The following is a 13,105-nucleotide window of genomic DNA, read 5'->3' on the forward strand; positions in this document are numbered from 1 at the left end:
CCTGGCCGATCAGCGACAGCACCGGGATCATGATCCCGAACAGCGCGATGGAGGGCACCGTAACGATGATCGAGGCGACGTAGAGGACGCCTTTGGCCAGGCGTTCGTTCTTGGTGATGGCGATGCCGATGGGTACCCCGGTGAGGGTGGCGATGCCGACGGCGACCCCGACTAGCGCGATGTGCTCGAGCATTCTCGAGAACAGCAGGTCGAGGTTGTCCACAGCATATTGGATCAGTTCCAAGTCAACTCTCCTCTTGATGGGCAGGCCCCGTCGCCCTGTGTGTGGCAAACGATAAGCGACGGTAACATGTTGCTATTATGGCTTCCTTGTGGTCCTGAGCGAGGTGCCGGTAGCGACGGGTCCTGGCCGAGCCAGCGTAAAAGACTATCATATACCCCCCCCTACCTTGATCTCGCTAGCATGCCGAGTCACGGGGAAAGCCATGAAGCTAAAACGTCAAAAAAGTCCGTGTCGATATCGCAGCGCCCCGTTTCGTGTTACTCCCGGGAGGGTGGCGGCCTTTCCTTGCCAGAGCGGTCTGCTCTGGTGCCACTGAGTTGAGGGAGGCTCCCTCCGCGGCAAAGCCGACACGGCCAGCTTTATTCGGAAAGGCGCGGACAGTGGCCGCTCAAGATCACCCACTCTAGCGCGTGGCTGTCGTGGACAGCTCTTATCGATCAACAAAAAAATAAACGGAGACACCACCTGGCGAGTCATGACTCAAAAAAGCACAACATGAACCCTGTAGGCCTCGACCCGGGAACCATATGGAAGATGTCCTTACCGTACAATTCACTGTTTTTTTCGACTGGTAAATTTTCTCTTAACCCATATTTTCATAGCACCATAATAAAAAATAAATCGCTAAATTATCGATACACTTCGACGGCATTGATGTTTTTTATTCTATAAAAATCGAAGAACAACTACTCATCATGCTATCTAATATAGCCCCACAGCAACGTCCAAAAACACAACCTCTACCGGGAACGCACTTTTTACCATTAACCCCTGAAAAACCGGATTAATGTTTGACGAAGGGATCGCACCAACATCGATATCCCTTGCCGCCATTAGGAAGAAAAAGCGGCACAAGGGAGATGATGATGCACCGCCATTTCCCCGCCCTTTCTGCGCAGAAAAATGGTAGAGACATGAAGTACCCTTCTACATTTCCCTCGATACCCCGAGGAGAGGCGGGAGGATGTTAAAGCAGGAAGCCAGGGAGGCAAGTCCCGTGACGAGCGATAGCCAACCCAGCTGATCGAGGCATCGCGCATTGCGGCATGAGATCAGCGACGGAGCGTGATCCGGCATCGACCTGGGCCATCATCCCTCGCCACCCCATGTCAAAAAGGCCGACACCATGCTCCTCATACCGAGACTTCTTCTTGCTACGGCTTCCACGGCATCAGCTCTCTGCCTGCTGAGCCCGAGGCCCGGCAAGCACGAAATGGTGATGCGATATGAGAGCCTATGCTTCAGCGGGAGGGAGGGGTGGCGCGAATACGGCATAGCCGGCACCACCCTCTCGGAGCTTGTTCTTTTTATGGATAAAATGCATTACCGGTGACCCGAGCGGTCTCACCGGAAGAGATCAGGTCCCGATGATGGACTTGACCTCGACATACTCGAGCAGGCCTTCTTCACCCCATTCGCGACCATTGCCGGAGTGCTTGTAGCCGCCGAAGGGCGCCTCAAAGGAAAACTCGGCATCCTGCAGATAGCATTGCCCCGCCTTGAGTCGCCGGGCGATCGGCAATGCCTCATCCACATCGCGGGCATACACCGCCGAGGACAGCCCGTAGATGGTGTCATTGGCGATCTCGACGGCCTCGTCAATGCTGTCATAACCCAGCAGGCATAACACCGGTCCGAAAATTTCCTCCTGAGCGATCTCCATATCATTTTTCACGTCGCTGAAGATCGTCGGACGCACATAGTAGCCGCGATCCAGATGATCCGGTGCATCGACTCCACCCTCGACGAGAGTCGCCCCCTCTTCCAGGCCACGCCGTAAGAAATGCTGCACGATGGACTTCTGACGCTCGGACACCACAGGCCCCATAGTCGTACCGGGGCTCTTCGGATCCCCCACGACCTGCTCTCTGGCAATCTTACCGGCCAGTGCCGCAGCGTCTTTCAGCAGTGCACGCGGTACCAGCATGCGAGTGAACGCATCGCACGTCTGGCCGGTATTGGCCATCACGTTCTCTACCCCCAGGCGAACGGCCGCTTCGAGATCGGCGTTCTCGGTAATCACCAGAGGAGACTTCCCCCCCAGCTCCTGGCAGACACGTTTCACAGTAGAAGCCGCATTCTCCGCGACCTGGACACCCGCCCTGGTGGACCCGGTAAATGAAATCATGTCCACATCGGAATGAGCGGCCATGACCGGGCCGATATCCGAACCGACGCCGGTCACCAGGTTGAACACGCCGGGGGGAAGGCCGATTTCCTCGAAGATTTCGGCCATGATGAAGTCCTGGAGGGGCGTCTGCTCGGCCGGCTTGGCGACCACCGTGCAGCCTGCCGCCAGCGCGGGGGCCAACTTGCCGATCAGCTGATGCAGCGGGTAGTTCCAGGGATTGATCAACGCACAGACACCGATAGGCTCGCGCACCAGGGAAACGCTCCCTTTCTGCTCGACTTCCTCCATTCGGCTGGCGCGTTCGGCATAGTACTGCATGCCCTCGATCGGACCATCCACGTGAATCGCGCCGGCCATCTCGATCGGGCTGCCCACGGTCAGAACATGCGCATCGCGGAGTTCGTCATAGCGCCGCTGCATTTCCTTCGCCGCCGCCATCAATAGATCATGGCGCTCGCTGGCTGGCGTCGCAGCCCAGGACGGAAGCGCCTGGCGGGCGGCATGAACCGCGGCATCAATATCCTCTTGAGTAGCACTAGGCACCGAGGCACAAGCCGCCTCGGTAGCCGGATCCACTACCTTCAGGCGCTCGTTGCCATGAGGGGTCTGCCAGGTTCCATTGATGTAGAAATGCGTCAAGTGTTGCATGCGATACTCCCGTCATATCGTGGTGAAGCGAGGCTAGGGGCGGCAGGGGCGTGTGACTCCTACCGTGTCATCAACAGACAAGCCCTGGAAGAGCCTGGGCCAACCGCCCCTGCCGACATGTCGGTCATCTCCCGGCGCTGGAGAGATTCCATGCGAATGGATGTATCAAGATGACCGCTTGTGGGGCACGGCGACCTCGTAACCCGCTTCTTCGGGCTCATCATCCGTCAGTTCGTCGGGGAACCCTTCACCCAGCACCTGTACATCGCAGGTCTCCTCGAAACGGCGAACGATGTTGGAAGACCATTCACGCGGGCCAAAGCGCTCCTGGCCGTCACGGAAGATATCCATGAGCAGAGGGGAAATCTCCAGCGGCACCTCCAGATCCTTCGCCAGCTCGTCGAACAGGCCGACATCCTTGAGCACCAGATCCATGGTAAAGCTGATGTTGCGGCTGCCGTTGAGAATGACCTGAGACTCGGTCTCATGGACGAAGGAAGTGCCCGAGGAAATGCGAATGGCCTCATAGGCAGTGTTCATGTCCAGGCCAGCCTTCTTGGCGACGGTCAGGGCCTCGACAACGGAACACAGGTTGGCGGTAGCCAGGTAGTTCGTCATCACCTTGAGTACCGAGGCCGATCCCAGGGGCCCGGTGTGCAGCACACGCCGCCCGAGCGTCGTCAGAACGGGAAGGACCTTGTCGAAGGCCTCCCTGTCGCCACCGGCGAAGATGGAAATGTTCCCGGTGGCGGCTCGGTGACACCCGCCGGAGACCGGCGTCTCCATGGCCAGCGCCCCTATCGCCCGGACCTTTTCGGCGATGCGGACCAGCTCGGCGTCATCGGTGGTGCTCATTTCGAGCCACACCTTACCCTCGGACAGGCCCGCGATGATGCCGTCCTCGTCTTCCATGACGGCACTGCAGGCGGCCGGAGAAGGCAGGCAGGTGATCACCATGTCGGTCGCTTCCGCCAGCGCCTTCGGGGACTCGACCCAGGAGGCGCCCATATCGAGAAACGGCTGGGCCACGTCCCGGTCCAGATCCCTGATGGTAACGTCATAGCCATTCCTAATCAGGCTACCGGCAAGCTTTCCACCTACATTTCCAAGCCCAACAAAACCCACTTTCATGATCAATCTTCCTTTAACCTAACACATACGGGAAATGGCCGGCTCTCCCTTGCAAGGGGACCAACACGACCATTCCACTCATCGAATATGAGAAGAGGCTAGGAAAAACAAAGAACCGGGGCAATTCATATTATTTTTTCAGCGTTAACCCCTGTTTACCAATCATGGTGGGAGGCATGCCAAGGACGAACCTATGAGCCGCACAGAGGGCGTCTCAACAACCTAATTGAGATGAGAAACCAGCCAGTCGGTGAAGGTCATCACCCGGGGATCTTTCGCCACATCTCGGTGACATATGATGCCCCACTCCCCCGATGTTTCCACCACCTTCTTGACAGGATTGGTCAACCTGCCCGCGGCCATATCATCATCTGCGAAAGGACCATTAACCAGCGCGACTCCCTCACCACGCACAGCCATTTCCAAGGCAGCAGCCAGTGTATCCACAATGACATGATCTCTGGGAGGCGACTCATTCAGGGAGGCTGATGATGACTGAAGCCTTAACCAACTGTCCCAACTCCAGCTTTCGGTATAGACACCGACCAGAGGAAACTGCTTCAGGTCCTCAGGAGAAACCTCATCTTCCATCACCATCGACGGACTGCAAACGGGGAAAAGCTCGGAAGGAAAAAGGCGAGTCCAGTGCAAGTGAGACGGCATCGGACTATCGCGAAAGATGATGGCAATATCGGCATTGGCCTCATCAAAAGCCCAGTCCACACTATAGGTCATCAGCTGCAGTTCCACTTCCGGGTGGTCTTCGTGAAACTTGGCAAGCCGCGGTGCCAGCCAGCGTATCGACGTCGTGACATACACCTGAACCCGCAGTGGAGAACTGTGCTGGAGCTGCCGGACGCCCTCCGCGCCATTGATCAGGGTGATAATGGCGTCACGCACATGGGGATAGAAGCGTTCACCCGCGGCGGTCAGCTCGATATGACGCCCCGCGCGCTTGAACAGCTTGACGCCGAGACTCTCCTCCAGGCGCTGCACCTGGTTGGCGACGGCAGGATGCGTCAGGTGGAGCTCTTCGGCGGCCGCCCTGAGGCTTTGCAAGCGCGCCGCGGCCTCGAACCCCCTCAGAGAACTCAGCGGTGGCAGCTTGTGGATCGGTAAGGGCGTCGACATGAGGACTCTCTGGGGTACGGAATGAGTCGCAGGGCGGCGTCAGATGACTCTCGCCGACAACTGGCGAGCCGCCTGGACAAGGAACTTGGAGTAGGACCTGGCATCTTCGGCCTTGATGACCCCTCCATGAATGACGGCACTGATCGCGGCAATCGGCTCATTACGCATATTCAGAACGGGCGTCGCGATACAGCCGGTACTTTCTTGATCCAGATTCGACGAAATGGCATAACCAAGCCGGCGCGCCCTGTCCAGAGAGTCGAACAACGTACCATGCGACTCATCGTCGAGCGCCTGGGGAAGCTCATCATCACAATAGTCTTTCCAATAGGCCTGGGGCCTCATGGAAAGAATCGCCTTCCCGGCTGCCGACTCCTGTATCGCCATCGTCTTTCCAATAAAGATATCAACGCTATCATTGGAAGAGGCATCGACCTTCGACACCACGACAACCTTGCTGCCGATTGGCACACAAAGGAAGATGGACTTATGAATCTCGTTCTTCAGGATCTCTGCTATCGGATAAAATAGCGGCACAAGACTTTGCTTGTTATAGATGGTCGATGATATCTGGAACACCCTGGAGCCAATGCAGTATGCCTTCTTTCTTCCCGGGTCTTTAGCCACCAGCTGATGCTGCAACAGTGCATTGACAACACGATGCCCTGTTGCCGGAGATATGCCGGTTGACTCACAGATCTCCGACAGCGTTAATGGATAGGATGAGGCCGAAAGAACATCGAGAATCATGACACCATGATCGATGGCAGGCGCTTTGGTCTTCTCATGACTCACGATCTACTTCCCTCAATACCCTCTCACTCATAGCGCACGCCATCTATTACCTGTCGGGTCCCGTGTTACTGATCATCCTCTCGGCGATAGCGACTCAGGACGTTCAACCATCACTTCCCGTTATCCTCTAGCACCATATCGGCGCCTTTTTCCGCCACCATCATGACCGCAGCATTCGTATTCCCGGAGGTTATATTAGGGAATATCGAAGCATCAATGACTCTTAGTCCTGCCACGCCATGAACCTTAAGACGCTCATCCACGACCGCCCTTTCTGCATTGGGTCCCATGGTGCATGTACCGCACAGATGATAGATAGAGCCTGAATGCCGTCGAAAATACTCTAACATACTGTCATCATCATGCGCCGCCCCCGCGGGTGAAACCTCGGCCTCGGTGACAGCCTTCATGGCCGGGGCCCGCATCAATCGACGAATGAGACGACTGCCCTGTATCACCTCGTCTTCATCGCGCCGGGTGCTGAGATAGTTGGGCCTTATGCCCGCCGCCACATTCGGGTCCGCCGACACGATGTCTACACTGCCACGGCTGGTGGGTCGACATGAATTGAACGCCACCAGAAACCCGGAGTAGGGGTCAGGCGTCAGTTTCGCCTTCGGGTCGTTGGGAATCTGATAGGACATGGGGTTGAAGTAGAGCTGCAGGTTCGGCTTCGCCTCCTGTTCGCTGCCACGGAAGAATCCCCCCGCCTGGTTGACGCTCATGCCCAGAGGGCCACTACGATTGATCAGGTACTGCAGCCCCGCCCGGGTCTTCCGCCACAAGGAGGAAAACTCGTCATTGAGCGTCTTGTCACGGGCCCTGAAGTAATAGCTGACGGCCAGGTGATCCTGCAGGTTCTTTCCGACGGCAGGCAGGTGACGGACCAGGGGAATGTCGAAGCGCCCCAGGTGCTCACCATCGCCCAGCCCCGACAGCTGCAGCAATTTCGGCGAATCCACGGCACCGGCACACAGGATCACTTCCCGACGCGCACGAACGGCCTGGAGCCTGCCTCGGTCACGATACTCGACCCCTTCGATACGCCGCTGGGCGTCCAGTCGCACCCGCTCCACTCGACCGACTCGCTTCAGATGCAGGTTCGAACGCGAGAGCGCGGGGACCAGATAGGCCGTATTGCTCGAGTCGCGCCGCCCATCACGAATATTGGCCTCGTAGATCCCGGCGCCTTCCAGGGAGGCGCCATTGAAGTCCTCGTTGATCGGATAGCCCAGCTCACGGGCACCGTCGAGATAGGACCGGCAGATCGGGTGCGCCCCATCCCTCAACGGGGTAATGCCGATCGGCCCCTGGCTGGAGTGAAACTCGGTATCCCCGGCGGGATGCTGCTCGAGCCTCTTGAAATAGGGCAGCACCTGCGTGTGCCCCCACCCCCGGTTGCCGGCTTTTTCCCAGTCATCGAAATCATCGGCCTGGCCTCGCACGTAGATCATGGCGTTGATCGAGCCAGATCCGCCTTGGACCTTGCCTCGCGGGGCGTAGATCTGCCGCCCCGCCAGCGACGCTTCCGCGTCGCTGTAGTACATGTAATTGTACCTGGGGTTATAGTAGGTCTTGGCGAAGCCCACCGGGACCTTGATCCAGGGCGAGCTATCACGCCCGCCCGCTTCGATGATCAGCACGCTGTAGTGCCCCGAGGCGCTCAGCCGATTGGCGAGAACGCACCCCGCCGAACCCGCGCCGACGATGATGAAATCGTAATCTTCCATCGCGTCATGCCCCCGGGCGTTGCTTCCAGCCGGCATCCGACTGTTCCTTGACGTCATAGGGCCGCGGATCCATTTTCAGGTGCAGCGGCCCGCCCGTATACGGCGAATGCTCCCGGACCATGGCCATGTCCAGCTCAACGCCCAGCCCCGGCCGGTCGGAAGGAATCACGTAGCCATCACGCCACTCGATCTTCTGCTCGAGGATGTCCGCATGGAACCCGCCCCAGGTGCCGATGCTCTCCTGTATCAGGAAGTTAGGCGTGGCGGTCGCCAGCTGGATGCTCGCCGCCGCCCCGACGGGACCGTTGTAGAGGTGCGGGGCAATCTGGGCATAGTGCACCTCCGCCAGGGTCGCTATCTTCTTGCCTTCGAGGATGCCCCCGACCCGTCCCAGGTTCATCTGCAGGATCGAGGCGGCGTTGTGACGCAACAGATCGTGGAACTCGTACTTGGTGGTCAGGCGCTCGCCGGTCGCCACGGGGATGGAAGTATGGTCCGCCACCCTTGCCATCGCCTCGCTCTGCCCCGGCGGCACGGGCTCTTCGAACCATAACGGGTCGAAGGGCTCCAGATATTGCGCCAGGCGAATCGCTCCCGCCGGCGTCATCTGGCCATGGGTGCCGAACAGCAGGTCACAGCCGTTACCCACCGCCTCGCGAATACGCTGGCAGAACGTGGCGCTCTTCTCCATCGTCTCCAGGGACAGCATATGGCCGGAGTAGGCCGTGTAAGGCCCGGCCGGATCGAACTTCAGGGCAGTGAAGCCCAGCGCCTGATTCTCGAGGGCGCTCTCGACGGCCAGCTCCACGTTGTCGTAGTCGAAATGACCATTGGCGTCGCGCGGGTACAGGTAGGTGTAGGAACGCAGCTTGTCATGCACCTTGCCACCGATCAGCTCGTAGACCGGAAGACCGGCGGCCTTGCCCACGATGTCCCAGCAAGCCATCTCGAGGCCGCTCAACACGCCCATCATGCTCAGGTCCGGGCGTTGTGTGAAACCACTCGAGAAGGCCTCACGATACAGGCGCTCCACGTGGTGCGGATCATGCCCGTTGAGATAGCGTTCGAACACGTCTTCGACGGCCGCGGCCATCACCTGTGGGTGAAAGGAGGCCGCATAAACCTCCCCGACCCCTTCGATGCCACAGGCCGTGCCCAGTTTGACGAAAATCCAGTACATGCCACCGACATGCGGAGGCGGGGTAGCGACGACATGGACCTCGCAACTGACGACTTTCATGAAAATTTCCTCTATGAGATACGCTGGCGTAGGGAGCAGACCAGGCATCATGCGGCGCTCGCCCGACGACCGGCGCCGAGCATGGTGGCAGCATCGATGCCTCTGGTGAGAGACGGTAGGTCATGGGGGCATCGGCGGCGCCCCGGCCAGCCAGGCCGAGGCACCGATGCCATGATCCGGGCGGGGCTCAGTAGTTCAGCACGACCAGGCGTGTCTGGGTGTAATCCAGCATGCCGTGCTTGCCGTCATCGCCGCCGAGGCCGGAACGCTTCCAGCCCGCGTGATAGCCCTGGAAGGGGTCGGAAGGCGTACGGTTGATATAGACCTCGCCCGCTTCGATGTTATTGGCCACGGTCATGGCCGTGCGGTAGTTCTCCGTGAAGACCACCGACGCGAGGCCGAACTGGTGGTCGTTGGCCAGCTCCAGGGCCTCATCGATGTCCCCGTATGTCAGAACGGGCAGCACCGGGCCGAAGATTTCCTCCTGGACGATTTCCATCTCCTGGCGACACTGCGTCAGCAGCGTAGGGGGATAGAAGTGGCCCTTGTGCTCGGGTACATAGCCCCCCGTTTCCAGCCTGGCCCCGTCGTCGATCGCGCGCTCCACCATCTGATGGATGTTGAGGCGGGCATTCTCGTTGATCAGCGGCCCCATATAAGAAGGTTCATCGGCGCGATTGCCGAAGGCACAGGCCTCCAGGTTGGCTTTCAGCAGTCCCACGAATTCCTCGTAGGCCGATTCATGCACATAGACCCGTTCAATCGCGGTACACAGCTGGCCGCAGTTAGTGGTCTTGGAGGCCACGATCTGCTGCGCGGCCTGCTCCAGGTCGGCGTCCGGCTCGACGATGGCCGGCGACTTTCCGCCGAGTTCCAGCGATGACTTGGCAATATTGACCTGGGAGTATTCCAGCACCTTGCGCCCGGCGCCGACGCTGCCGGTCAGGGTGATCATGCCCACCTTGGCATGCGTGCAGACGGCCTCCGCGGTGCCATGGTCCATCGTCAGGATATTCACGACCCCGGCCGGCAACCCGGCCGCCTTGACGGCAGCGGCGATCTCGAAGGCCGAGCGAGGCGTATTGTTGCTGGGGCGCACGACGACGGTATTACCGGTAATCAGCGCCGGCGCCACCTTGCGCAGCAGCGTGAAGACCGGATAGTTGAACGGGATCAGGCAGGCCACCACCCCGATGGGTTCGCGCTGCAGCAGCAGGCTCTCGTTGGGCGTGTCACTCGGCATGACCTCACCCTCGATGCGACGCGCCCACTCGGCATGGTAGCGCGTGATCTCTGCCGCATAGATCGCCTCGCTGGTCGCATCCTCGAGACTCTTGCCGGACTCCTCGGCCAGTGCTCGGCCGATCACCTCACGCCGTTCCATCAGGGCATCGGCCAGCCTGTACATATGGGCCGCGCGCTCGACGCTGGTCAGCTTGCGCCACGCCTTCTGCGCCTGGGCGGCGATGTCCACCGCCTCGAGCGCCTGCTCGGTGGTGGCCGCCTGGACCTGACCCACCAACGCCTCGGTGGCGGGGTTGTAGACCGGGATCATCGCGGCCTGGGGGCTAGAGACGAACTCGTTGTTGATGAAGTTACCGTCGGTGCTCATGACTCACTCCTCTGGAATTTGACGCCTAGGCTAAGGACCCTCTCCTCGAGGCGTCAATAAAATTCTATATACAAAATTATTATTCCATATACAGAATTTTAAAGGAGTGAGGTTCGACGGCCCGAGAGGTCCGCCACGCACCTCGCCGACCGGCCATGCCCTATTCGCCGACGACAGAGGGCTATAAGAAAAATGCATGGCGATGGATAAGGCTTCGCCTCTACTCGCCGGCCGCCGGGTTCTGCAGCATGCGCAGCGCATTATCCGCCCGCAATCGGAGCCTGGCGATGTCACCCACAGCCCGTCGTTACACCTTCGTCATCCATGAGCAGCCCCCGCCGTGATCATCGAGCATGAGGGGCAGCGCCACGAGCTCAGCCCGCTCTGGCTGCGCGAGCGCACCCAGGCCCCGGATCAGCTGGAAGCCATGACCCAGCAGCGGTTGTTCGACTCCCACGCCATCGACGCCGACCTGACCCTCACCCGGGCCGCACGCGTCGGCGAGCAAAAGCTGGGCCTCAGTTTCAGCGACGGCCATCACGAGCACTACGACCTGAGCACCCTGACCAACGAACTCGGCGGAACCGAGGTCTTCCCGACCGCCGAGCCCTAGGATGCCTCGCTGCCACCGCAACAGATCCGCTTCGGCTGGAACCGGGTGCTCAACGAGCCCGCCAACGGCTAGGCGAATTGCCGGCCTATGAAGTGCGCTTTTCCCTCGGCGCCGGCGCACTGATGCTGTTCGACAACAGCCCGCGTGAACGGTAGTCCGCACGCTCGATGGGCATCAGCCTGATCGTATATTCCGGGAAGGCCCGCTTCAGCGCCGGCAGGCGAGGCAACAGCCAGAGGTGGGTGAAGCCGGCATCCGCGGCAATGAGCACCGACGGCCCCTGCCCCTGCTGCATGAAGCGATCGCAGGCCTCGCGGAGGACATCGAGATTGGGCCCTATCTCCCGATAGAACTGCTCCCCCCTGTGCGGTCAGGCTCAAGCGCCCGCCACGTCGGTCGAACAACGGCAGGCCAACATGTTCTTCCAGCGCCCAGATACGCTGGAAAATGGTCGGCTGGGTCGTGCCCTCGGCATCGGCCGCCGCGGTCATCGAGCCCAACCTGGCGGTGGCCACGAAGGCAATCAAGGACTTCATGGAGGCAGGTCCGGGATTCGATGAGGGTTGCATCGCTAATATGCCGAATATCGAATGGTGACGAAGCCCCCTGATCGGGATGACCGGTTAATACTGCCCTGCGACGACATTGCCGTTCCCGGTGGCGATCCGGGTGAGGGGGTTGGCACGGGGATAGCCGTCCCGGATGAGGACCATCTCATGACGATCCAGGCCCGCCAAGCCACGCCAGCGGCGATCATATCGTCGAGCCTCCCCATGAGGGCCTGACGGGTTCAGGCTTGGCGCCCCTGGCTCATGGGCGAAACGGCCGACGGAGTGAACGGCATGCCCCGAGCCGAAGCGCCGACACGTGGCCGCACCTGCTGACAGCAAGACACCCGTTCAATCGGGGGCAATCAGGCGATGCACCTCCTCGATGGCCACCGTCAGTCGCTCCGGCTGGATAGGGTCATTTGGGTGCGCGATGTATGTCGGGCACGAAAACTCCGGGGCTCCCGGCACACGATGGAGATCACCACGTTCCAGATGGGCACGCACCGAGCTTTCCAGAAGATATGCGGAACAACCGCGCCCAAGGACAAAATGAAACGCCAGGCTGGGATGATCAATCTGCAGTTTCGGCGTACGTGCCTCCGGAAACGCGAGCGCATGCTGGTGGCGAAAGTCATCTCCCCAGTCCACGTAGATATAATCTTCCGACCAGGAAGCAGTGAGCTCACGGTCACGAGCCCCCGATACCAGAATGAGCTTCTCCTCCATCAACCGCTGGACCGTGAGATTCGGACGTTTCTGCGGCACGTAAATGATGGCGACATCCAGAAAGCCATCACATAGGAATCGAGTGAGTGGCTCCGAGTAGTCCACCACGGTACGTACCCCCAATTCAGGCGCACGAGACTGGATACGCTGAATCCACTCGTAGCCGATCCGGTCCCAGAGCGCCGTCTGGATTCCAAGACCGACCACCGAGTTCAACGTCTCAGGCAGCACGATGTCATGACGGGCCTGCTCCCAGGCCTGCACGGCCGTCGCCGCATAGCGATGGAATTGACGTCCCGCCATGGTGGGGTCGGCACCACTGGAACGGCGATCGAACAGCACACAGCCCAGGCGCTGTTCTAGCACCTTGATGCGGGCCGACACCGTGGACTGGGTGACATTCAGCCGCTGAGATGCCAGTTGGAAGCTACCCGTGGCGGCCACTTCCAGAAACGCGCGCATGTGGTCGATGTTCATGGCCTGCCCTATCCTGCCTATCGAATTTTTCGATCCACAACACTAACAAATATCGTTTCCCCAATCACAGGTGGAG

At 59.7% G+C, this 13,105-nt stretch carries 11 protein-coding genes and 1 pseudogene; 1 reads left to right on the forward strand and 11 read right to left on the reverse strand.

The features are described from left to right. From ETC07_RS07440 to aldA, 8 genes are all read right to left on the reverse strand, one after another. Positions 1-244 (reverse strand): ABC transporter permease family protein (locus ETC07_RS07440; protein ID WP_497706966.1); only part of this gene is annotated, 244 nt, incomplete at its 3' end. A gap of 1,357 nt (positions 245-1,601) precedes the next feature. Further along, entirely contained in the window at positions 1,602-3,023 is a 1,422-nt protein-coding gene (locus tag ETC07_RS07445) for an aldehyde dehydrogenase family protein (RefSeq protein WP_136247880.1), read from the reverse strand. Between the two features lie 165 nt (positions 3,024-3,188). Beyond that, positions 3,189-4,154 carry an NAD(P)-dependent oxidoreductase gene (locus ETC07_RS07450; RefSeq protein ID WP_136247881.1) on the reverse strand — a complete coding sequence of 322 codons (966 nt, stop codon included), beginning with the start codon at positions 4,152-4,154 and terminating at the stop codon, positions 3,189-3,191. Positions 4,155-4,376: 222 nt separating this feature from the next. Beyond that, complete coding sequence (locus ETC07_RS07455) at positions 4,377-5,285, reverse strand: LysR substrate-binding domain-containing protein (protein ID WP_136247882.1); 909 nt, start codon at positions 5,283-5,285, stop codon at positions 4,377-4,379. A gap of 39 nt (positions 5,286-5,324) precedes the next feature. After that, complete coding sequence (locus ETC07_RS07460) at positions 5,325-6,080, reverse strand: IclR family transcriptional regulator (RefSeq protein ID WP_240724588.1); 756 nt, start codon at positions 6,078-6,080, stop codon at positions 5,325-5,327. A gap of 110 nt (positions 6,081-6,190) precedes the next feature. Continuing rightward, positions 6,191-7,810 carry a GMC family oxidoreductase gene (locus ETC07_RS07465; RefSeq protein ID WP_136247884.1) on the reverse strand — a complete coding sequence of 540 codons (1,620 nt, stop codon included), beginning with the start codon at positions 7,808-7,810 and terminating at the stop codon, positions 6,191-6,193. 4 nt (positions 7,811-7,814) lie between these two features. After that, on the reverse strand, positions 7,815-9,050 hold the full coding sequence (locus ETC07_RS07470; protein ID WP_136247885.1) for a mandelate racemase/muconate lactonizing enzyme family protein: 1,236 nt from the start codon (positions 9,048-9,050) through the stop codon (positions 7,815-7,817). Positions 9,051-9,237: 187 nt separating this feature from the next. Beyond that, complete coding sequence (aldA, locus tag ETC07_RS07475) at positions 9,238-10,662, reverse strand: aldehyde dehydrogenase (RefSeq protein ID WP_136247886.1); 1,425 nt, start codon at positions 10,660-10,662, stop codon at positions 9,238-9,240. Positions 10,663-11,002: 340 nt separating this feature from the next. On the opposite strand from aldA, the gene ETC07_RS07480 reads away from it, so the two are divergent. After that, a complete protein-coding gene (locus tag ETC07_RS07480; protein WP_136247887.1) occupies positions 11,003-11,275 on the forward strand; it encodes a gamma-butyrobetaine hydroxylase-like domain-containing protein in 273 nt (90 codons plus the stop codon). Positions 11,276-11,360: 85 nt separating this feature from the next. Here ETC07_RS07480 and ETC07_RS15905 read toward each other — a convergent pair whose 3' ends face one another. From ETC07_RS15905 to ETC07_RS07490, 3 genes and pseudogenes are all read right to left on the reverse strand, one after another. Beyond that, complete coding sequence (locus ETC07_RS15905; RefSeq protein WP_240724589.1) at positions 11,361-11,570, reverse strand: type 2 periplasmic-binding domain-containing protein; 210 nt, start codon at positions 11,568-11,570, stop codon at positions 11,361-11,363. Positions 11,571-11,646: 76 nt separating this feature from the next. Beyond that, positions 11,647-11,844 (reverse strand): annotated as a pseudogene (locus tag ETC07_RS16050) (helix-turn-helix domain-containing protein); the annotation flags it as partial. A gap of 330 nt (positions 11,845-12,174) precedes the next feature. After that, positions 12,175-13,029 (reverse strand): LysR family transcriptional regulator, encoded by an 855-nt coding sequence (locus ETC07_RS07490; RefSeq protein ID WP_136247889.1) that lies wholly within the window; start codon positions 13,027-13,029, stop codon positions 12,175-12,177. Positions 13,030-13,105: the final 76 nt, after the last annotated feature.

Source organism: Halomonas borealis, from assembly GCF_004798905.1.
In the GTDB taxonomy this organism is placed as follows: domain Bacteria; phylum Pseudomonadota; class Gammaproteobacteria; order Pseudomonadales; family Halomonadaceae; genus Halomonas; species Halomonas borealis.

Excerpts from the sequence above, each read along its gene's own strand:
- ETC07_RS15905 (WP_240724589.1), bottom strand. The coding sequence starts at position 11,570 with ATGCAGCAGGGGCAGGGGCCGTCGGTGCTCATTGCCGCGGATGCCGGC.
- ETC07_RS07490 (WP_136247889.1), bottom strand. The coding sequence starts at position 13,029 with ATGAACATCGACCACATGCGCGCGTTTCTGGAAGTGGCCGCCACGGGT.
- ETC07_RS07465 (WP_136247884.1), bottom strand. The coding sequence starts at position 7,810 with ATGGAAGATTACGATTTCATCATCGTCGGCGCGGGTTCGGCGGGGTGC.
- ETC07_RS07470 (WP_136247885.1), bottom strand. The coding sequence starts at position 9,050 with ATGAAAGTCGTCAGTTGCGAGGTCCATGTCGTCGCTACCCCGCCTCCG.
- ETC07_RS07445 (WP_136247880.1), bottom strand. The coding sequence starts at position 3,023 with ATGCAACACTTGACGCATTTCTACATCAATGGAACCTGGCAGACCCCT.
- ETC07_RS07455 (WP_136247882.1), bottom strand. The coding sequence starts at position 5,285 with ATGTCGACGCCCTTACCGATCCACAAGCTGCCACCGCTGAGTTCTCTG.
- ETC07_RS07450 (WP_136247881.1), bottom strand. The coding sequence starts at position 4,154 with ATGAAAGTGGGTTTTGTTGGGCTTGGAAATGTAGGTGGAAAGCTTGCC.
- aldA (WP_136247886.1), bottom strand. The coding sequence starts at position 10,662 with ATGAGCACCGACGGTAACTTCATCAACAACGAGTTCGTCTCTAGCCCC.